General features: G+C 69.3%; 22 protein-coding genes. 14 read left to right on the plus strand and 8 right to left on the minus strand.

Annotation, left to right across the window (positions count from 1 at the left end):
- Positions 1-117: 117 nt before the first annotated feature.
- Positions 118-633 carry a hypothetical protein gene (locus ACZ4W9_RS35290; RefSeq protein ID WP_467942636.1) on the minus strand — a complete coding sequence of 172 codons (516 nt, stop codon included), beginning with the start codon at positions 631-633 and terminating at the stop codon, positions 118-120.
- A gap of 152 nt (positions 634-785) precedes the next feature.
- The gene (locus tag ACZ4W9_RS35295) at positions 786-1,385 is read right to left on the minus strand and encodes a hypothetical protein (RefSeq protein WP_467942638.1); all 600 of its coding nucleotides are present in this window, start codon (positions 1,383-1,385) and stop codon (positions 786-788) included.
- A gap of 337 nt (positions 1,386-1,722) precedes the next feature.
- On the opposite strand from ACZ4W9_RS35295, the gene ACZ4W9_RS35300 reads away from it, so the two are divergent.
- From ACZ4W9_RS35300 to ACZ4W9_RS35325, 6 genes are all read left to right on the plus strand, one after another.
- Entirely contained in the window at positions 1,723-2,481 is a 759-nt protein-coding gene (locus ACZ4W9_RS35300; RefSeq protein ID WP_467942640.1) for a GntR family transcriptional regulator, read from the plus strand.
- Positions 2,478-3,071 carry a P-loop nucleotide/nucleoside kinase family protein gene (locus ACZ4W9_RS35305; protein ID WP_467942642.1) on the plus strand — a complete coding sequence of 198 codons (594 nt, stop codon included), beginning with the start codon at positions 2,478-2,480 and terminating at the stop codon, positions 3,069-3,071. Before ACZ4W9_RS35300 ends, ACZ4W9_RS35305 begins: the two co-directional genes overlap by 4 nt.
- A 234-nt stretch (positions 3,072-3,305) precedes the next feature.
- Positions 3,306-4,538, plus strand: coding sequence for an XRE family transcriptional regulator (locus ACZ4W9_RS35310; RefSeq protein ID WP_467942644.1), 1,233 nt, complete (start codon positions 3,306-3,308; stop codon positions 4,536-4,538).
- Between the two features lie 1,316 nt (positions 4,539-5,854).
- Positions 5,855-7,363, plus strand: a complete 1,509-nt coding sequence (locus tag ACZ4W9_RS35315) for a transcriptional regulator (RefSeq protein WP_467942645.1) — start codon at positions 5,855-5,857, stop codon at positions 7,361-7,363.
- Between the two features lie 9 nt (positions 7,364-7,372).
- Complete coding sequence (locus tag ACZ4W9_RS35320) at positions 7,373-8,236, plus strand: DciA family protein (RefSeq protein ID WP_467942647.1); 864 nt, start codon at positions 7,373-7,375, stop codon at positions 8,234-8,236.
- Positions 8,237-8,341: 105 nt separating this feature from the next.
- Positions 8,342-9,508 (plus strand): serine/threonine-protein kinase, encoded by a 1,167-nt coding sequence (locus tag ACZ4W9_RS35325; protein ID WP_467942649.1) that lies wholly within the window; start codon positions 8,342-8,344, stop codon positions 9,506-9,508.
- A gap of 18 nt (positions 9,509-9,526) precedes the next feature.
- Here ACZ4W9_RS35325 and ACZ4W9_RS35330 read toward each other — a convergent pair whose 3' ends face one another.
- From ACZ4W9_RS35330 to ACZ4W9_RS35340, 3 genes are read right to left on the minus strand one after another with little or no spacing between them, the layout of a single operon-like run.
- Positions 9,527-9,670: a hypothetical protein gene (locus ACZ4W9_RS35330; protein WP_467942651.1), complete on the minus strand. Its 144-nt coding sequence runs from the start codon at positions 9,668-9,670 to the stop codon at positions 9,527-9,529.
- 42 nt (positions 9,671-9,712) lie between these two features.
- The gene (locus tag ACZ4W9_RS35335) at positions 9,713-9,901 is read right to left on the minus strand and encodes a hypothetical protein (RefSeq protein WP_467942653.1); all 189 of its coding nucleotides are present in this window, start codon (positions 9,899-9,901) and stop codon (positions 9,713-9,715) included.
- Between the two features lie 55 nt (positions 9,902-9,956).
- Positions 9,957-10,088: a hypothetical protein gene (locus tag ACZ4W9_RS35340; protein WP_467942655.1), complete on the minus strand. Its 132-nt coding sequence runs from the start codon at positions 10,086-10,088 to the stop codon at positions 9,957-9,959.
- Positions 10,089-10,493: 405 nt separating this feature from the next.
- Between ACZ4W9_RS35340 and tap the strand changes: the two genes are divergently transcribed.
- The 5 genes from tap to ACZ4W9_RS35365 are packed head-to-tail and all read left to right on the plus strand — an operon-like array spanning position 10,494 to position 14,739.
- On the plus strand, positions 10,494-12,611 hold the full coding sequence (gene tap / locus ACZ4W9_RS35345; protein ID WP_467942657.1) for a telomere-associated protein Tap: 2,118 nt from the start codon (positions 10,494-10,496) through the stop codon (positions 12,609-12,611).
- 3 nt (positions 12,612-12,614) lie between these two features.
- On the plus strand, positions 12,615-13,172 hold the full coding sequence (gene tpg / locus ACZ4W9_RS35350) for a telomere-protecting terminal protein Tpg (protein ID WP_467942659.1): 558 nt from the start codon (positions 12,615-12,617) through the stop codon (positions 13,170-13,172).
- A gap of 19 nt (positions 13,173-13,191) precedes the next feature.
- On the plus strand, positions 13,192-14,097 hold the full coding sequence (locus ACZ4W9_RS35355) for an SLATT domain-containing protein (RefSeq protein ID WP_467942661.1): 906 nt from the start codon (positions 13,192-13,194) through the stop codon (positions 14,095-14,097).
- A gap of 58 nt (positions 14,098-14,155) precedes the next feature.
- Entirely contained in the window at positions 14,156-14,461 is a 306-nt protein-coding gene (locus ACZ4W9_RS35360; RefSeq protein WP_467942664.1) for a DUF6247 family protein, read from the plus strand.
- Entirely contained in the window at positions 14,458-14,739 is a 282-nt protein-coding gene (locus tag ACZ4W9_RS35365; RefSeq protein WP_467942666.1) for a hypothetical protein, read from the plus strand. Before ACZ4W9_RS35360 ends, ACZ4W9_RS35365 begins: the two co-directional genes overlap by 4 nt.
- Positions 14,740-14,829: 90 nt before the next feature.
- Here the strand turns inward: ACZ4W9_RS35365 and ACZ4W9_RS35370 are convergent, their stop codons facing one another.
- From ACZ4W9_RS35370 to ACZ4W9_RS35380, 3 genes are all read right to left on the minus strand, one after another.
- Positions 14,830-15,213, minus strand: a complete 384-nt coding sequence (locus ACZ4W9_RS35370; RefSeq protein WP_467942668.1) for a hypothetical protein — start codon at positions 15,211-15,213, stop codon at positions 14,830-14,832.
- Positions 15,214-15,486: 273 nt separating this feature from the next.
- Positions 15,487-15,780 carry a hypothetical protein gene (locus ACZ4W9_RS35375; RefSeq protein ID WP_467942670.1) on the minus strand — a complete coding sequence of 98 codons (294 nt, stop codon included), beginning with the start codon at positions 15,778-15,780 and terminating at the stop codon, positions 15,487-15,489.
- 197 nt (positions 15,781-15,977) lie between these two features.
- A complete protein-coding gene (locus ACZ4W9_RS35380) occupies positions 15,978-16,190 on the minus strand; it encodes a cold-shock protein (protein WP_467942672.1) in 213 nt (70 codons plus the stop codon).
- 297 nt (positions 16,191-16,487) lie between these two features.
- Between ACZ4W9_RS35380 and ACZ4W9_RS35385 the strand changes: the two genes are divergently transcribed.
- From ACZ4W9_RS35385 to ACZ4W9_RS35395, 3 genes are all read left to right on the plus strand, one after another.
- Positions 16,488-17,540, plus strand: coding sequence for a tyrosine-type recombinase/integrase (locus tag ACZ4W9_RS35385; protein WP_467942705.1), 1,053 nt, complete (start codon positions 16,488-16,490; stop codon positions 17,538-17,540).
- Entirely contained in the window at positions 17,537-17,875 is a 339-nt protein-coding gene (locus tag ACZ4W9_RS35390; RefSeq protein WP_467942674.1) for a helix-turn-helix domain-containing protein, read from the plus strand. Before ACZ4W9_RS35385 ends, ACZ4W9_RS35390 begins: the two co-directional genes overlap by 4 nt.
- 255 nt (positions 17,876-18,130) lie before the next feature.
- On the plus strand, positions 18,131-20,230 hold the full coding sequence (locus ACZ4W9_RS35395; RefSeq protein WP_467942676.1) for a hypothetical protein: 2,100 nt from the start codon (positions 18,131-18,133) through the stop codon (positions 20,228-20,230).
- The last annotated feature ends 247 nt before the right edge of the window (positions 20,231-20,477 follow it).

Here is a 20,477-nt window from a genome sequence, read left to right on the forward strand (position 1 = left end):
TCCTCCCCCCCCCCCCCCCCCCCCTACCGCCCCCCCCCCCCCCCCCCCCCCCCCCCCCCCCCCCCCCCCCTTTCCCCCCCCCCCCCCCGGGGCCGTGGTCGTTCGTCCGAAGGTGGGTCAGGCAGCGCCGGCCGGACGAGCGCGGGGCACGAAGTCCTTCGCCCTCTGGAAGATCGGTGCGGGAAGGCCGTGTCGCACTCGGAGCTCCTCGACCTCTGCGTCGCTGAGGCCGTACCGCGACGCACCGTTCACGTAGTTCGACAAGGCCTCGTAGTGGTCATCCGGGAGGGCCCCGCCGTTCTGCGCGACGGCGTTGGCGAACTGCGGAAGCACGAGGTTGAGGAAGGTGAGGGCGTAGTCCCTGTCCTCCGCCCGGGGCTCGGCCGTGCTGGTCTCACCGTCATCCGGCTGCTCCTGGACCGCCCGAAGGCGGGCCTCCAGCCCGGCAACCTTCTCCTCAGCACGGCTTGCCCGGGAGTCGGCGATCTCGTACGCGACCAGTGCCGCCTTCCGAGCGAGGCGAGCGTCATTCAGCTCATCGGTCAGGCGCTTCACCTCGCCGTCCTTCGCCTCGGCGCTCACGGCCTGGGCGGCGACCTCCTGCTCGGCACGGGCGAGCTGGTTGCGTAACACGTCGGCGGTCGTACGTCGTACAAACGGCAGCTTCATGCGGCTGTCCCTTCACGTTGGCGGTCAAACTCGGCTGGTCGTACGAGCAGCCACGGCCCCGGCCACCCCAGTTCCGTCGGAGTGGCCAGGGCCGTGGTCGTTCGTCCAGGGACAGGTCAGCTAGCGGGACGCTGCGGGTGGAGCGTCCTGAGCGGCACCGGCGGCGCGCCCAGCGGCGCGTCACCCGCGGGCAGCTCCGCGCGGCGGGCGTCGGCGTCGCGAACCGCGGACTCAGTCGCCGCCCACTGCCCCTTGCGCAGCAGCCACAGGGGCCGACCGCCGTCCTCCGCCGACGCGTGCTGCCGCGCGGCAATCTGGCTGACGGCCAAGGCCGGCGTGACCGTCGGCTTGCGCCGCACGGTGGTCCGGCGGCGGTGCACGGTCTCCGAGTTGCCGTCCGTCAGGCGCTCCTCCCACTTCCTGACCGTGACGTCGACCGTGACCAGGCGGTTGCTGCCCAGGCGGCAGCGGACGGCCGCGTCCTTACCCGCGCGGCCGGCATCGTGCGGCACCAGCTTGGGGCTCTTGGTCAGGAGGCCGGTGATCGGCACCCACGTCTCGCAGTCGGGGCAGACCAGCGACGCGCAGGCGGGACGCAGGTCGTACTGGTGGGGCCGGAGGGTGGAGAGAGCCAGCGCCGGACGGGAGTTGACGGTGCGGGAGCGGGTCCGGCTACGGCGGGGACGGGCGGTGTGCTCGAGGGTGGGAGCAGGCATCTGGACTCCTCATGGACGGAGTGGCAGGGAGCGGGTCGCGGTGCTCTCTCCGCCCTCCGGGGCGCACGGCGCGAGGCCGGCGTCCCGCAGGACAGACAGCGCACAGCGCTGCGACGTGCACGCAGTCGTCGTGCCGTCAGGCTCCGGGGGAGTTCGATGGTGCTCTCAACCCCGCCGCCCCGAAGGGCGGACGACTTCCTACGGTCTTGCGGTGGTGCTCACTCGGTGCTCCCGGAGGATCACCGACGCCTTACATACATCAGGTTGCATCAGGTACCCTCAGGTGTCAAGCGGTATAGTGAGGCACCCAGAGGGAATTTGAAGGAGGCGAAGGCACATGTCAGGGCCACCCCGAGCCGACAATCGGCCGCCCTACGCGCGCATCGCGGGCCATTACCGCAACCTGATCAGCTCTGGGGAGCTCTCGCCGGGCGACCTCCTGCCCAGCATCAAGGCGCTGGCGACCCAGTGGGAGGTCAGCACAGCCACTGCCGACCGGGCCATGCGCCTGCTGCGCGAAGAGAAGCTCGTGCAGGGCATCCCGGGTGTCGGCACCGAAGTGATGGCGCGCCCCATCTCGCTGTCCTCCGGGGCGGAGCGCCACGACCGCAGCAGCAAGACGCAGTCTTCGTGGGGCGTCGGCGAGAAGTCGTCCGGCCACACCGCCGGCATAGTTGACGCTCCCGAAGACGTCGCTGACGTGCTGGGCATTTCGCCCGGTGACGACGTGATCCGCCGTAGCCGTGTCTACCGGGACGGTCATGGCATCGTCTCCCACTCCACGTCATGGATCCCGGCGGAGTTCGCCCAGGCCGTGCCCGAGCTGGCGCGGAGCGAACGGCTCAAGGGCGGACTGTCGCTCGACTTGATCGCTCGGGCTACCGGACGGCACGCTGTTAAGCGCGTGGATGAGGAGACGGCTCGCATCGCGACGAAACGCGACCTCGAGCTCCTAGAGCTGGAGGCCGACACCGTCGCAGCGATCCTTGTGCTGACAGCACGCTTCTTGGACGCCGACGGCGAGTTGCTGGAGTACGGCGTGGACCTGGGCGCCCCGGGCCGCACCCGCCGCACGACGTCAGAGGTGCAGCGGTGACCACGCGCATCGCCACCGCAATGTCCGGCCGACCGGGCCCCGCGCCTCGCGCGATCCTCATGTCCGGTCTGCAGGGCGCTGGCAAGACGACCCTCGCCCGTGCCCTGGAAGAGGCCGGGTTCCGGCGCCTGTGCCCTGACGAGGAAATGTTCCGCCGCTACGGCCACTACGGCAGGGACTTTCCCCGCGGGCAGTTCAAGGTTCGGGAGGCACCCGTACTCAAGGACATCGCCCTTGAGCTCCAGCAACTCCTGGCGGCCGGACACGAGGCGGTGGTCGACCACGGCCTCTGGACTCCGGAAGAACGAGCACAGTGGGCAGCGACCGTGATGGAGGCCGGCGGCGAGCCCGTTCTCATCTACTTGCCTGTGCCGCATGAGGTGCGCTGGGATCGAATCCGGAAGCGCAACGAGCAGTCGCTGGTCGACGCGAACAGCATCGAGTTCAGCGAGGAAGATCTGCTCAGGCACGCGGGCCGCTTCTCCCCGCCGACCAACGATGAGCCGCACATCGTCTACGACGGTCACCCTGAGAACGTGCTGGCTGCTCTCCGCCGCACACGTCCCTTCATGGATGGCGGCCCGCATTGACCTCTACCTCCCACCTACATCTCCCGACACTCAATGACCATGACCGTGCTCGGGTACGGGGGCTGCGGAAAGTGACAGGAGCCGGTGACATTCGGAATGTCACCGCCACTTGTCACCTCCGCGCGATCAAGAAGCCGTGCCATGCTCGGCCGCAGAAGGGCCAGCTTCCGCTCCGCGGGCATCACCCTGTCGGGGCAGGCTGCGCCGCTGGACCGTACGGGGAAGGGGATCGCGATGGTTGACGAGCGTCCTGACTGGGCTCGCCGGATGGTGGAGGAGCGCGCCGCTCGGAACTGGTCGCAGACCGACGCGGTGCGCGCGCTGATGGTCCGGCTCCCGGACGACCAGGTCGTGAGCGAGCAGGACTTGCTCCGGCAGTGGAAAAGGTGGGAGGCGGGCGAGGCTCAGCCGACGAAGTACCGGTCGGCAATCGCTCAGACCTTCGGCACGACGACCGGCGCATTCTTCCCCGAGCGGTCTCGCCGTGACGGGCGCGCGGAGATCTTGCAGGTCAGCGGTATGGACACCGTGGACATCATCGCTCGGCTGCGTGCGTCTGACGTGGACGCCGCCACGCTGGACGCGCTGCGGATCACAGCAGACCGGCTGTGCTGCGAGTACGCGTACATGCCCGCCGACCAGCTGCTCGTCGAGGGCAGGGCGTGGCTCGCCCGAGTCGTCGGTCTCCAGCACCAGCGGGTGAGCCTGGCGCAGCACCGCGAGATCGTTGCGCTGGCCGGGAAGTTGGCGCTCCTGGTGGGCTGTGTCGAGTACGACTCCGGTCGGCCCCGTGACGCGGAGGCGACTCGGCAGGCCGCGCTGATGCTCGGTCAGGAGGCGGGGGAGCCCAGTGTGCAGGGCTGGGCGCACGAGATGCGCGCCTGGTTCTCCCTGACCCGGGGCGACTACCGCGGGGTCATCGCGGCCGCGGAGGCCGGCATCGCCGTGGCGCCGAACGAGAGCGTGGCCGCGCAGCTGTACGCGCAGCAGGCCAAGGCGTGGGCTCGGCTGGGAGATCGGACGCAGACTGAGGTGGCACTGGACAAGGGGCGACAGCTCCTGGAACGCCTGCCGTACCCCGAGAACATCGAGGACCACTTCGTCGTCGACCCGGGCAAGTACGACTTCTACCGGATGGACGCGCTGCGCCGGGTGGGGGAGAACCGCCTCGCCGAGCAGCTGGCGACCCAGGTGATCCGGGCCGGGACCGACTTCGACGGCACGGAGCGCTCACCCATGCGGAACGCGGAGGCCCGGGTCACCCTCGGCGTCGTCGCGGCCCGCGAAGGCGACCTCGACACCGCCCTCGCATATGGCGAGAAAGCCCTGGCCGGCGACCGGAAGTCCCTGCCCTCGCTCGCCATGGTCGCCGCCGACCTCGGGCAGGCTCTCCAGTCCCACTACGCCCACGCCAGCGAGGCCCAGGCGTTCATCGCTCACCTCCGCGAACTGCGGGGCGGCCAATGACCAGAAAAGAACGGATCTATCTGGTGGGCTCCTCAGACTCTGCACTCGTGAAGCGTGGCGGGCGATTCGCATCGCGCTTCCTGCGTCGGGGGCGCGGCATTTCGGGTCTCTCGGGCTCTGCGCGAATTCGTCCCGCAAATATGTCGGGTCGTGCGGTTAGGCTGTGCCCAGCAGTGATCCAAAACGACGAGCACCCCGGGACCGGGCCTGGTCCACGGGGTGGCTCGAACGGGGCAATGCTCCGTTGGCGACGCACCTGGTTGGGAGGTGATCGCGGGATGAAGGCTACCCGCAGGCGTGGAACTTCACGCGCATCTGCGCCGTTCCATCATCGCGATCACGCCTTCAGGCGCGCTTTCCGGCAGGCCGACTCCACCTTCGGATTCGAGGGGGTCGGGATGACCTAGGTCATCGGCCGCGCGCGCCATCCTGCGGACTGACAATCCGCTTCGGCCTCGCGCGGCCCTTCGCACCGACCGGGAGTGACACCCCGGCTCGGCTGCTCGGTCCCGGGCTCGACACCGGTTCCGAGCTTCGGCTCATCGAGCCACTTCCTTCTCAGCAATACCCCGCCTTCGACAAGCGGGTCGGCCCCTTCGACAAGGGCCACCAAACCCGGCCCTGACAAGGCCGGCGCACCAACTGCAAGACCCGGTCGCTGACAACGACCGGAGCCATCCGGTTCCGCGGGGCCCTTTGACGAGGGTCCTGCGGTTCCCCAGCACCCAAGAGAGAGGAGAAATCTCCCCCCTTCCGACCCACCTCTCGGCGTTTCGGTTGGGATCGCGCCCGCTCCTCCCGGAGGGGGCTTGGTGCCTTCCATCCACTCGTCGGCCCGTCCCGCGTTGCGGGGTGGTCCGGCTCGCATATGAAAGTGGTGTCCCCGCCATAGTGCACGACCTCACGTCTTCTTGTCAGCTCACCCGTGTCCGATTCACACCGGTTCGAGCCATCAGTGCTTCCCGTGTGACGGGATTCGCTGACCACATTTGCGCAGTTCACGGCATTAATCACGAAGATTCTTCGGGTTGGAGTGCCACACCGACCCCGGTCCGCGACACCTATCCCGAGAGGGGGGCCTATGCCCTCCTGGCGGTCATCAGGGGTGCGCTGCTGCTCAGCCGCTCTCGGCTCTCCTTTGTCCACAGCTTCGGCGCCAGTCGCCGGACTCTGTCCACAGGTCGTTCGGTGCAGGTTCGCCGGATGGATGAGGAAGCGCTCGCTCTGCCCCGAAAAGGGGGTGTCCGCTTTGGCGTGTACACCAGCCCAATGACGACTCAGGCGGTATCCGCGACTGCGGCCGGGACGGTGGGCCGATGAGCGGCGTGGCGGCGCCGGCCGCCGTGCTGTTCCCTGCCCCGCGTCCGTCGGTCGACGACGACGTCTCTGTGCTGCCGGGCCTGTACGTGCCGGAGGCGAGCCAGTGGTTGTCGACGTCGGCGGGCCGGATCGCGTCGGACGGCTACTCCTGGATGCAGGCGGTCCACTGGGTCGCCGGGTCCGGGCTCTACAGGCCGCGGCGGCACCGGTCGCACGGGCCGCGCTCGTTCGGGCCGACGACCGTGCGCGTCGCCCAGGAGCTCGCGCAGCTGTTCCCGTGCCGTCCGGGCATTGACTACCTGGTGCGCCGGACCGGCTTGTCCGAGCGGTCCGTGGAGTACCACTTGGGGATGCTGCGGGAGGCCGGGCTGCTCGCGTGGATCGTCAGGGGCACGCGGGTGTCCGGCGGTCCGGCGCTGGCCTCGGAGTTCGCGCGGATGATCCCGCCGGAGTTCGACGCCGCGCTGGGGATCCGCACGGTGCAGCGGGACGAGGGCGCTCCGGCGTACACGCGGGCGGTGTCCGGGATCGCGGAGGCCGGCCGGGAGCTGATGGCGAAGCTGGCGACGAAGGCGGCCCGGAAGGTGCGTAAGCCGCGCTCGAAGACGTCCTCCAAGAGGGCGGCGAAGGCCTCGGTGAGGGGCGCTGAGCAGCATGTTGTGACGGCTGTTTCGGATGAGGTCCGTTGCACCCCAATGCAGGTCGGTACCTCAACTGTCTCTTCTGCGGGTGGTACTTCCTTCCCCCCTGAGAGCAAGCTCGCAAGCGGGGAAGACAAGTCCACCACCCCGAGGAAGTCCAAGGCGAAGGTCGGCGGTCGCCGGAAGTTGAACGTGGTGGGCCGCCGCTTCCAGCTGGCCCGTGAGCTGACCCAGGAGCTGGACTGGCTGCGCGGCTGCTCGGTGCCTCGGATCGCCTGGGTGGCCCGGGGCGTGGCTGATGCCGGGTGGACCGTGACCGACGTGAAGGGCTGGCTGCACCTGCGCGGCGAGGCGGCGAGGGTCCGTCGTGGCTCGGGGCTGCTGGCCGTGCTGCTGGCCGGTGCGGAGACGGTCCTGGACACCCCGGAGAAGCGGGCCGACGCGATCGAGCAGTGGCGCGGTGCCCAGGAAGCCGCCCGCCGCCACCGCATCCAGCAGGTCCGCGCCCGCACCGAGCGGTACGACGGCGACTGGGACGCCCCGACCAGCCGCACGGTCCGGAGCGAGGTGGAGGCAGCTTTCGCCCAGGTCAGGGAAGCGGCGAACGGCGGCCGCCACCAGGACCAGGACGACGTCGCCGACGACCAGGCCCTCGAGGCGGAGCTGAGCCAGCAGGAGCTCGCACAGTTGCGCGCTGACGCCTGGGGCCAGCTCATGGCAGGCCAGACCGACCTCGTCATGACGGCCGTGAACGCCATGGGACGCCCCGCCGCCGAACGCATCTACGGCGCGGAGCTGGTGCACCGCGCCCACCAAATCGCGAGCGGCTCGCGCAGCTCGCTGATGACCTACGGACGCCGGTAGGAGGCCGACGTGACCGAGCAGACCACCACCACCGACCAGACCGGCATCAGCGGCGACGGCACCCCGGAGCTGTCCGGCGTCGACCTCGCCCGGGTCGCTCTGCAGCAGGCCCGGCTGGCCGCGCGGAACAACGGCGGCGAGGCCCGCGCCCCGCGCCGACGCCGGGTAACGACCGTGAAGCGGGACGGGCGGGAGCCGACCGGGTTCGCCGCCGTGCTGGCCGGGCTGATGGCCGACCGGGCCTGGGAACTCCCGGCCGCCGGCGGCAGCGTCCTGGACCAGTGGCCGCACATCGCCGCCGCCGTCGCCCCGCAACTACCCCACCACGTTGAGGCCGTCGCGTTCCACCCGGAGACCGGACAGCTGGACCTGCGCCCGGACTCCCCGGCCTACGCCACCCAGCTGCGCCTGATCACCACACGGATCGTCGCCGCGGCCAACGAGGCGGCCGGCACCAATGTGGTCCGCACCGTGCGGGCCCTCCCCCCGGGTTCCGCGCCCGCGCCCCGGACCGCTCCGGCCGCCACGCCGGACGCTCCGCAGGCGCCGGTGAAGACCCGGGAGATGGCCTGCGCCGGCTACCACCAGGCGCTCGCCGCCCACCAGGCCGCCCGGCCTGACCGGCACGTCGACCCGGCCATCGCGGAGGCGATCGAGTCACAGATCCGCGCCCTGCGCGAGCTCAGCCTGCGCGCTTTTCCCGACCCGGACCCCAGCGACCAGCCCAGCCCGATCGAAGCCGCTCGGGTACAGCGGCGCCGTCAGGCCGCGGCCACCGAGGCCGCAGCCCTGCGCCGGGCCCGAGCCGAACGTGCTGCGCGTCAGGCCGGGACGGCGGCCGCGCAGCCGCCGGCAGTACAGCGCTCAGCGTGAACACGCGGATTGATCAAACCCTCTCCTGCCGGCAGTTGGCACGGGCTAGCGTGGCAGTACGCGCCATCGGGCGTCGTCGCGAGTGCGTACCCGGGAGGGAGAGCCGTGCGGGCAGGGACGGTGCTGGACGGCCGCTACCGGCTGATCGAGCCGATCGGTGAGGGTGGGTTCGGACAGGTCTGGAAGGCACACGACCCGAAGGTCGACCGGCTGGTGGCGGTCAAGGTCCTCACCGGTGACGGCAGCGTGGACCACGACCGGCAGGTGGCCCGGTTCGCTCGCGAGGCCGCGGTTGCCGGCGGCCTGTCCCATCCCCGCATCGTCATCGTCCACGACTTCGGCTCCGCGATGCACCGCGGACGGCCGTACGCCTATCTGGTGATGCAGCTGCTTCCCGGCATGTCCCTCAGCGCCCTCCTGGAAGCCGGCCCGCTGCCCCTGCCGAAGGCTCTGTACATGGCGTCCTGCGTCGCCGACGCCTTGGGAGCTGCGCACGAGGCCGGCCTCGCCCACCGGGACATCAAGCCGTCCAACATCATGGTCCGGGACACCGGCGAGGCGACGGTCGTCGACTTCGGCATCACCAAGGGCAGCGACGCCCGGCACGACATCACCACCACCGGCGTCCTGATCGGCACCCCGGCCTACATGGCACCTGAAGCGTTGTCCGGCACCTTCGACTACCGCTCCGATCTGTACTCGCTCGGCTGCGTGCTCTACGAGATGGTCGCCGGCCGCCGGCCCTTCACCGGCACGTCCTGGCACCTGATCAACCAGCATCTCCACGAACAGCCTGCCCCCTTGCGCACCCTGCGCCCGGACGCCCCTGTGGAACTGGAGCGGCTGGTCGCCCGGCTGCTGGCCAAGGACCCCGCCCAGCGGCCGGACGGCGCCGATGAGGTCATAGACCTCATCGGAGAGATTAACGACCGTTACTTCGGTGACAGCCCGCCGCCCATCCGCGGGGCCGACGTCACTTCTGAGGTCTCGCTATTCCCGAGCGAAGCCATCGCCGGCGCGGTCGTTTCTATGCGGATGACCGCCCACGAGAACTGCCCTGCCTGCGCCACTACAGGTGACGAGACGAGGGTGCTGGACTGCGCCGTCTGCAGAGGGGAGGGCAGGGTCGCCAGCAAGCGGCGCACCTTCTCGGTCCGCATTCCCGCTGGTGTCCGGAACGGGCAGAAGATCCGGCTCAGGGAATTCGGCGCACCGGGAAAGCACGGCGGAGCGCCCGGAGACCTGTACGTCACGGTGCATGTGATCGACTGATTCGACACCCGTGCGGAGTCAGGCGTTGGTCTCCGGCTGCACGGTGTCGTTGTCGGCCTTGGGCACGGCCTGGTCGTCGTCAGTGCCCCAGAGCGCGCGGGCGAGGAAGTACAGGGCGACCATCCCGGCGTAGATGACGGCACCCCAGCCCACGATCAGCACGAAGATGTTCGAGTCGCCGCGCGTGGAGCTGTAGGCGACGCCCTACCCGGTGGTGAACAGCCACGGGAACCAGGCGGAGCGGACGAAGCCCGGGTCGGCGTAGTGGCCGCCGCCCCGGCGCCACGACATCAGCGGGACCGAGGCGAAGCCGACGCAGGCGACCCCGGCCAGGAAGAGGACGGCCGGCACCCCGAAGCCCAGCACCTCGCCACGGTCTCGGACCTTCGCCACGCTCTCCCCCTGCTGCTGTCGACGTCGTCGTGGGAACCGTACCGGCCGGGCCGGGCTACTCGCGGCGCGCGAGTTCTTCGGGGGTGGGCACGTGCTCGGTGACGTACGGCTGGCCGCTGTAGTCGACGGTGATCGTGTGCCGCAGCACGTCGTCGTTGGCGTCGTAGAAGACGTGCTCGATCTCCAAGCACACCCGAAGTCGCTGGCCTCCTGCTCGTTCACCTGCCGGGCCCGGCTGCCGGTGACCACCCGCACCGTCCCGGCCGGTGCGCCCGTCGGCGGCAAGGCTCGATGGCACCCAGCCGCGCCCGCTCCCACCCCGTCTGCGCCTCGCTCCGCTCCGCCATGGTCGCCACCGTAGCGAGCCCGCCCGGTCGACGGGGGATCTCTCGGTAACTCGGTCCGCCTTCTATGAGCCTCACATCGCATTTCTCCAGGTGAGCGCGTCGTACGCGGAGCCTGTGAGGTGTGAGCCAGGGCCTGCGCCGGACGTCCACTCCGGGCCGGAAACTCACCCTGATGGGGTTAAAGAAAGAGGTTAAATATCTAGGGTAAAGACTGCTAGAGTGAGGGCACGAAAGGAGATCAGCCCATGGCATCCGAAGAGGAGCTGTTCGCGAACATCGACGCCCTGTTGGAGGAGGAGCCGCAGCTCCCGCCCCCGGCGGAGCGTGCCCGGCTTCGCGAGGCCGCCGGCATCACCCAGGCCCGCCTCGCGCAGGCCCTGAAGTCCACCGTGCAGACGGTCAAGAACTACGAGAACGGCCGCTCCGAGCCGAAATCGCCACGCCTGGAGGCGTACCAGCGGCTGCTGAAGGGGTGGGCTGCGAAGTACCCCGCACACGCCGTCCCTGCCGCGCCCGCCCCGGCCCCGGCCGTCGTGCCGCAGACGTTCACTCGCGTGCCCACCGTTGAGGAGGACGAGGCTGAGCCCGACCTGGGCGTTGCGGTGAAGCCGGTGCCCGAGCGCCCCGCCCGTCCGGCCGCGCGCCCGGCGGCGTCGTCCCGGCGTCCGGCGGCGAAGAAGGCCACCGCGCCCGCGACCGACCCGCGCTTCCCCCACGGCCCGCTCGCCGTCCTCGATGGCGACGGCTCCGCATACGGCGTCAACGGCCTGGTGCTCGACTGCCCGGCGACCACCGTGGTGGAGCTGGTGGAGTGGACGCTGCGCGAGTCCGGCCTCGGCGCGCCGAAGCTGAACCGCTACGGCAAGGACTCCGACCCGCTGATCGTGCTCACCGCGGCCGCCGCCGTGAAGCTCGGGCTGCCCGAGCGCCTGGAGGGCCACGAGCAGCGCCGCTCCCTGCGCCTGCCGGAGGACCACCCCGTCGTCAAGCAGGTCGCGAAGGCCAAGTGGCAGCTCACGCAGCGCGGGTTCGGCCCGTGGGCGCGGATCTACCGCAAGGCACAGGGCCGCGAGCGGCAGTGCGTGCAGCTGGCGATCCTGTCGTGGGACGCCCTCGATGAGCGGTCCTGGCCCGGCGTGGCGGAGATGGAGCCGGCCGACATCGCCCGCGTCCTCGGGGTGTACGCCCAGCGGGTCATCACCCCGCGCGGGTCGACGGCCGTCTCGGGCCTGGAGCTGATGACGGCGCTGCGCCCGCCGACGAAGCCGGAGCGCGATCCGGAGACCGGCAACTGGATCTCCGGCCACAACCCCGGCAGCTTGGGGACGGAGCCGATGGACCCGGCGCCGCCGGAGGCCACCCCGGAACACCCCGTCGTCGTCAACAGCGGCTGGTCCGGCGGGTTCCTGAACGAGGAGGCGTACCAGTGGGTACGGTCGGTGGACTCGCTCAGCGATGAGGAGTGCCTGATGCCCTTCGCGGTCGGCCTGGACCTCAACACCGCCTTCCTCGCCGCTGCGGCCCGCCTGGTCGTCGGTCTCAGCGCTCCGGACCACTTCCACGCCCCGAAGTTCAACCCGAAGATCCCCGGGAGCTGGCTGGTCGACCTGTCCCACATCGAGCTGGACCCGCGCCTGCCCAGCCCGTTCACGCCGGACGGCTCCCGCCCGACGGGCCCGGCCTGGTACCAGACGCACACCGTCGCCTACGCCCAGGAGCTCGGCTACGACGTGCACCCGATTGAGGCGTACCTGCGCCGTGAGACCGGCGCGTACCTGGACCCGTGGCACGACCGGCTCAAGAATGCCTACGTCGACACCCTCGCCGACCTCGGCGTCACCAAGGACCTGGACGACCGCCAGTTCCTTGCCGTGATGGAGCAGCACAAGCAGGTCGACCCGGCCCTGGCCGCCGTCCTCGCGGCCATCAAGGCCACGGTGAAGGGCGGCGTCGGCAAGCTCCGCGAGCGCCCGCAGGGCAAGCACTACAAGCAGGGCGAGCCGTGGCCGGCCCTTCAGCGGCCGACCTGGCGCCCCGACATCCGGGCCGCCGTCATCAGCAAGGCCCGGGTCAACATGCACCGCAAGCTCAACAACATGGCCAAGATGACCGGGCTGTTCCCCCTCGCCGTGCTCTCCGACTGCGTCGTCTACCCCTCGCCGGGCGCGAGCCCGCTGGACTTCCTCCCCTACGCGGCGTCCGGCAAGCCGCAGCCGGGAGGCTTCCGCCTCGGGCCGACGCCGGGCCTGGCGAAGCTGGAGGGCGTCCAGCCGATGCTGTGGGCGGTGGAGCTGATGGAGAAGGGCCTGAACCCGGCCCGCCACATCAAGGGCGGCGACGCCGTCCTGGACGAAGGAGAGTAAGCCGTGGGGGAGATCGACGACGCGATCGAGCGGGCCGACCGGGAGGCGTTCACCAAGGAGCCGCCCAAGACCCTCAAGGGCCAGATCGGCTTCCTCATCAAGCAGTTCGGCAGCGCGAAGGCCGTCGCGGCGGAGATCGGTGTCACCGCCGACTCCGTCAACCGCTACCGCCGCGGCGCCCGCAAGCACGCCCGCGCCGACGTCGCCGCGAAGATCGACGACACCGTCCGGCAGCGGTGGCAGCCCCTGGTCCGCAAGCGCCGGCAGCGCCAGGCCGCCACCACCGGCGGGATCACCGTGGAGACCCGGGCCCGGTTCGGGTACACCGCGCCTGTCGGCACGACCGACGACGGCCGCTTCCGCCGCCTCACCGTGCACCTCCCCCCGCAGTACGCGCAGCGCCTCTTCGACGCCCGCGACACCGGGGCCAGCGACCAGCAGATGCGCCAAATCATCGCCGAAGGGTTCAAGGAGATCTATTTTCAGGACGGCGGCGGTCGCGCTATGGGACTGTCGGACGTGGAGATCAATGACATCGACTACCTGGATTTTGACTACTAAGAGCGCGAGGGGGGGCAATATGACCGGCAGCTCGGACGGCAACTCGACCCAGGTCGCCTTATCGGTTAGCGGTGAGAATCTGAGAGCGCGAGAAGCCATTCACGCAATTCGCCGCAACATTCAGAAAAAGAGGCGACTGCTCCGAGTTCTCAAGATTCGGTCTATCCTTGGTGTCACCGCAGGAACGATCGGGCCCCTATCACTCCTTTCCGGTATCGCCGTCTCCGTCGAACTGAACCGTCGAGGGCTCGGATCGGTAGCCGGTACTGCGACCGCAATATGGCTACCTCTCCTGCTGTCCAGCATCGCGGTGCTGATTTGGCTCTTTCTAAGCGACGTAACTGTTCCATCGGTGAACAACACTGAGCTGATCGTTAAACGCGAAGACCTGGAACAGGAACTGGCTACTCTGCTAGATCAGCTTCACTTCCTCAGCGCTCGGACGCACTCCTCGGTCACTGATCACAGAGCTCTGTACCGCGAAAACATTCATGAAGTGATCGACGAGTACGCAGCGTTGAGCCGGCGGTACCGCCGACGGCACAATATCCTGCATGCGCTGATCACTATCGGGTCGGCAAGCGTCGCCGCCGTTGCGGCTCTCGACCCTGGCCTGAACTGGCAGAAGAAAGTAATCATCGGCATTAGTTTTGTCGTCACCTGCGCATCCGGTTTTAGCGGCTACTACAAATTCCGCGAGCGAAGCTACTTTCTCCAGCAGAGTGCGGATGCTATCGAAGAGGAGCTGAACGCGGCACTGCTAGGAGTCGGCGAGTACAGCGAATTTACTCCGCATCAGCATGAGGAGTTGCTCGCTCGGTTCGCACAGCGCGTCGAATCTCTTCGAAACGAGCAACGGCGACGGCAGCAGCAGCTTGATCAGCCAGCAGAGCAGAGCACTTCCACCCAGCAACCTCAGCAGTAGGCCAACTGTAGAGAGGCGTCGCGAGTACGGTGTCCATACATCCTGCCGGGAGGACCAGATGAGCGCGCAGCCCGATCACGCACCCGTCACGCCGTACGCCCCCGCGCCCGGGGCGCCGGCCGAACTCCTGGCCCAGCTGCGCGCCGACCGGCGCGCGGACACCTGGGTGCCGGCCTTCGAGCGGGAGTGGGCGGCCGCCCTCGAGGAATCGCGGCGCACGTTCTCCCTCGCCGGGCTGTACGCGGTCGTCCAGGAGTGGCAGGGCCGTCTCGCCTCCGCTCCGGCCGTCGACGCGTTCGTCGCCTCCGGCTACGACGACAGCGACTTCATCGACATGGCAGAGCTCCGCGGGCGGCGCCGGTGACCGAACAGCCGTACGCGGTCCGCTTCTCCGCCCCGGCCGCGAAGGTCCTCGACACCCTGCCCGAGCACGTCGAAGACATGGTGTGGGACGTCCTGGACGCCGCCGCGGCCGATCCGTGGGGCTTCCAGCAGTGGAACACGGACGACCCCGAGGCCGAGGACGTCCGGCACGCCTCCGTTGGCCAGCTCTCCCTCACCTACTGGGTGAACCGCCCCCTGCGCCGCCTGTCCGTCCTCACCATCACCTGGCTCGGACAGTCACCCGTGCAGGCGCCCTGACCCTGGCATCGCAACTGCCGGGGTCAGAGTGTTCCCGATCGTAGCCACGGCCATATCCACCCGGGCGGCGACGCGTAGCCGTTCGGGGAGTCACCAGCGGCCGCGGGACCGTTCCGCACCGAGCTGGACCTCACGTCGGCATTCGCGGCAGTCCGGCAAGCCGCTCACGCGCCGGCCCTCCTCCTCCGCCCACCTGAAGCCGCACAGCGACAGGGACGCATCCTCTGCGGGGTCAGTGGCGTGAGAGCCGTGGCCCGGCACGTTCCACGTGACCGTCGTGCCGCCCTCGTAGGGAGCGCCCTCCGGCCACTCGTACACGGCCTCGGTGGTCGTGCAGCGCATCCGGAGGTCGGGCCCCTCCCAGCGGGCGCCCCGCCGGGCCTCGGTCGCGGCGTCGACGGCGTCGGCCAGGCGCTCGAAAGACAGGTCGTAGTCCTCCATATGGCGCCAGCTGCCCGGCTCCTGCTTCCGCATCAGCTCACGGAACTTCCAGTAGCAGCCGCTCCAGGTCGTGCCGCCCGACCCGCAGGGTGTCGGTCGCGTCGTCGTACGCGTCGTCGGGGGTGGTCTTCACGGGCATCGAACTGCTCCTTGTCCACGCACGCTGGTGGGCTCGAGTGTGCCGGGAACTCGCGGGCCGGGTGGCCGTATCCGCTGGTTTCCCACCCTGGCGGCAACGCGTATCCACGCGCAGTAGTCACCCACATCGACCGGATCATCAGGAGCAGCTGACCCCCGGCGCCAGGCTCAGACGGGCGGCGCCGCTCCGGGCAGCTCGCCGGAGAAGGCCCACCACTGCTGGATGGTCCATACGGCGACGCTGGAGCGGTCGGTGGACATCCGCAGCCACACCTCCTCGCCGCCGGGCATGAGCGCCACCTCCAGGTGCGCCTCGTCCCACGTGCCCATCGGGTACATCCACTCGATTCCGTCGGGCCAGGTCCGCATCGCCATCGTGCGCACGCTCAGCGCCGCGGCGAAGGCGTCCAACGCGGCCTTGGGTATCCGCACCTCCGCCGGCTCCCGCTCGATCCCCGCCACTCCAGCCCCTTCTTGCGGCGAGACGCGACAGCTCCCCGCGCGCCACAGCGTGCCAGACCTCGACGACGGCAGGTGTCACGCGCAGCCCCCAGCCTGTGAGGTCTATAAGGCTCACAGGCCGTTTCCCCAGGTAGACGAGATGAACTGTGAGGTGTCTGGAGGCTGTGAGACGGAGCTCGCGCCGGTGCTCCCGGGACTCAGCCCTCCGGCTGGACCTCGTCCGCCTGCATACCCTTCTGGCCCTGCACAGCAACGAAGGTCACCTTCTGGCCTTCCTTGAGACTCTTGAAACCGCTCCCCTGGATCGCCCTGAAGTGCACGAACAGGTCCGGACCGGATTCCGGGGTGATAAAGCCGAACCCCTTTTCCTCGTTGAACCACTTCACGACGCCGTTCTGCCGCTCTGCCATGTTCTGCGCTCCTTGAATTAGTGGATGACGCGCAGGTTCCCCGAGGGCTTCTGAGAGCGCAGATGGTGCTCGTCAGCAGGTCAGCGGTGTGCATGACGCCCCGTCCTGCCTCTCCAGGAATTTGCGAGTAACTGTGAGAAGTCCGCTGCAACTCCAGTATTCTCTGTGCTTGTGTCAGATTTCGAAGGTCGCACCCTCACTCTCGTGCCGCCGCCACGTGCTGCGGATGAGAACTGCGGTCCGATCGAGACCGGTTTGGCAGATGTCGTCACCCTCCAGCGGCGCCGCCAGGCACGGATGTCCGCCCAGGACGAGGAGAGCTTCTTCGTCGACGCGCTGACCGAGTACCAGTGGGCACGGGACTCGGCCGGACTGGCCCCGTCGACGATCGACCAGCTGATCAAGCCGGTCATCGAGGTCTGCGACTTCTACGGCACCGTGCCGTGGCACCTGACCCCGCGCGACGTCGACAAGTACTTCGCCGGCCCCGGGAAGCGCGCACACCACACGCACCGGCAGAAGCTCAACCACATCGACGCCTTCTTCGCCTTCCTCGAACAGCGCTACGCCCACGAGATCATGATGCGGTTCGGGACGACGGTGGAGTCACCGGTCGACCCGTTCAACAGACCGGTCCACCGAGGGGACTTCGGGCTGCGGATCCCGCCCTCGCAGACGGCGATGAAGGAGTTCTTCGCCCGCTGGCGGGAGCAGCTGCCGCATGCCCGGAAGTACGCCGTGGCCTGCCGTGACTACGTCATGACGAAGATCGCGTACGTCTCAGGTGTGCGGGCTGCCGAGCTGTGCCCGGTGACGATCGGTGACGTCCACTGGGAACACGGCCAGTGGGGCCGGTTCGTCGTTCAGGGCAAGGGTGCTCGTGGCTCAGGGCCGCGGCCCCGGGAGGCGTACCTGTTTCGCGAGGGTCGCGAGCTGCTGTGGTGGTACATCGAGGAGGTGCGGGCGGAGTTCGGCGATGACGCCGATCACCCGTCGGCGCCCTTGTGGCCGTCCGAGCGCAAGCCCAAGGCGGTCGCGGCGCTGAACCTGCCGATCGCGCCGGTGATCACCCCTTCGACGTTTCGCCGCCAGCTCCACGCGGCGGCCGCGAGCTATCTGACCGGTCCGGTCACCGACCTCTTCCCGCACCTCCTGCGGCATGCTTGCGCGACCCACAACTACGAGCGCGGCATGACGCTGTGGGAGGTGCAGCGCGTTTTGGGTCACCACTGGGCCACCACGACTCTTCGGTACATGGCAACTGCACAGGCCGACCCCGAGCATGCCAATGTGGCAGCGAGCTCGCGGGCGGCCCAGCGCCTGGTGATGGACAAGGGGAACCTTCGGTGAAGTGGAATCTGAGGATGGTGGCCGCTCAGCGGGACCTGTGGCGCCCCACCGAGCTGCTGGAGGCGTTCAAGACGGTCGGCTTCACGCCGTCGCTGAGCAAGGTCGCCGCGATGTGGAGCGGCACACCGGTCACGGTGCGGCTCGACGACCTGGACAAGATGTGCGCGGTGCTGAACTGCACCGTCGGCGATCTGCTCCAGGCCGAGCCCCTGGAAGCCACTGGCGGAGAGAACGAAGCGCTGCCGAAGGCTGTGGGAGCTGAAGGCTCTGGCGGGGGTCCCGTGCGGCCGACACCCCGCCAGCAGGGCAGCCGTCGCTCGCTGCCGCCGAACTGACGCATGGCGGCACGACCTCATCCCGCTCAGTGCCCGGACTGCAAGGGCTGGGGGGTTCTCGGGCCGGCCACGTGCCAGGGATGCACGGAGTGGCGGAAGAACCATCCTGAGCAGGGCGTATGCCTGCGCTGCCGTCACACGGGATACCTCAACTCCGATGATCTGTGCCGGGCATGCCTGCACGCTGTCCGGCTCGACGCCGACGCCGCATGGATCACCGACCCGGACAGCGCCGGCCCGCGAAGCCGCCAGCTGATGCTCCTCTACTCCGGTCTCGCCCCCACCCACGCCCAACCCCTGAAGAAGTACGGCAGGCGCACCGGCCGCACCGGCACCGATCAGCGCGAGCGGCTGCACTGGGTGGAACACCTGCGCGCGGCCGCGGCCCCGACCCGCAACGACCCTGCGGTCCTCCCGCCCGCCGTCCCGGGGCAGCTGCCGCTCTTCCCGGTCCGCCGGAAGCTGTCCATCGACGTCTGCCGGCGCATTCTGCAAAGGCCGCTCGCCGGCTACCGCGAGGTCGTCGAGCACACCGCGGCGTTCGCGGCGGACACCGGCATCGGCAAACCCATGCAGCGCAAGCTGCACGAGATGCTGCGCCTGGCGCTCGCCGTGCGCGATGCGGACGGCGACGACCTCGTCGACGAGCTGGTCCTTGACGACATCCCCAACTACGGCCGGTCCGTCCGGGCGATCCTGCTGCGGGCGCAGATGCTCAGGCTTCTGCCAGAGCCGCGCGAACCCGAGCGCCCCCAGCGGTCACGGACGTCACGGACCACGCGCCGCGTCTGGGCGCCCCGCGCGATGACACCGAGGTCCTGCCGGCAGTGCGGCTCCTGGTTCGCGGCGAAGATGAAGGTCACCTGCGAGCCCTGCTCATCCTTCGCCCGGAGCAGGGGCAACAGCGCCGCTTCCACGGGAGCGTGCGCTCGCTGCCTGCGTGTCGGTCTGCCGCGCGCCGACGGGTACTGCCGCGGATGCCGAGGGCATGTGGCCAGCCACGGTGAAGGGGACATCGCCCTGTTCGGAACGCAGCTGTGGCTCGGTTCACCGGTTCCGGCGCCCACAAGCCTGCGTCGCTCGGGTGTGGCCCCGCCGGCTCCGCGCCGGCCTGTCTCTGAGCACGTGACAGCTCCTGGGCAGGAGAGGTTGTTCGAGTTCCGGCGAGACTGGAGCCCGGTGGTCGAGCTGGCGCGGCATGATCTGCCGGCGCTCACGGACTCGGCCGTGCGGCTGCTGGCCGATCTCGACAGCGTGATGAAGCAGGAGATGTGGTCCGCATTCCCCGCCAACAAGACCCGCAACACGCTGATTGTCTTGGTGTCCTGGCTCGGCGCTGATGCACCGCTGCTGGAGTCCGACATCCGGGCGCTCGTCGACAAGCGCTCCCTGAAGTTCAGCGGGCGGCGGGTCACGCAGTTCCTGGAAGCCCGAGGGCTGCTGGTCCCGGATGCCGAATTTCGCCGGGACGCGTACCACAAGCGCCTGGAGGCGGAGCTCGCCGCGCTGCCCATGACGATCGCGCAGGAACTCTCGGTCTGGATCAGGGCCGTGCGCGGAGAGGGCAAGTGGGAGCACACCGGTCGCACCTACCGGAGCATCGCCCGCTACTGGCACGTCCTGGACCCGGTCCTCAAGGGGTGGATCGCGGACGGCATCGAGAGCCTGCGCGAGATCACCCAGGACGACGTCAAGCGGGCCATCGCCACCCGCAAGGGGACGCCGGCCCGCTCCATCCACATCGTCCTGCGGAACGTCTTCCGGGCCCTTCGGCAGGAAAGCGTGATCTTCCGCGATCCCACTCGCGGCCTCGTCTTCGCAGGTATCAACAAGACACCGCCTTCCGTGCCCTCGGACCGGCTGGCCGGCGTCCTCAGCCACGCACAAAACGACTTCCAGCGCCTGGTGATGGTGCTGGTCTGCGTCCACGCGCTCAGCGGCACAGACATGCGCCACCTGCTCCTTGCCGACCTCGACCTCTCCCGTGAGCGCCTCATCGTCCGGCGCCCCGGCAAGCGGCACATCATCTACCTCGACGAACTCACCTACCGCTGTGCCTCGGCGTGGCTGCGTGAACGTCATCGCCGCTGGCCGGTGACCACCAACCCGCATCTGCTGATCAACCGCTGGACCGCGGTAGACACCATCCACTCGCCCATCGGCACCACGTTCACCGCCATCTTCCGGCCCACCGGCCTCACGATGCCCACACTGCGGCAGGACCGGATCCGCGATGAGGCATTCGAGGCCGACGACCCGCTCCACCTGATGCGCCTGTTCGGCATCTCCGCACAGACCGCCATGCGGTACGTCACCGCAGCCCACCCGGAACGCACCGCAAAGCTGCCCCGATGAGGGGGAGCGTCGACGAGTCCGCGATGACAGTCGAAACGCAGCCTGGACCCGTCCGGCACTCCCAGCGGAAACCTCCCCAGGCACTCACACCCGTAGTGCCCTCCGGGACGGTCGCGCCGGCCACAAAGGTCTCCTGCCTGAGATCGAGTGCAGCGGTAAAAGGAGAGGCGCCGGACGTTGCCGGACTCCGTCTCAGGGCCTGCAGACCGCTCGCCCGGACAGACGCAACGGAATGATCTTTCGTTTC

This window comes from Streptomyces sp. NPDC029296 (genome assembly GCF_055569255.1).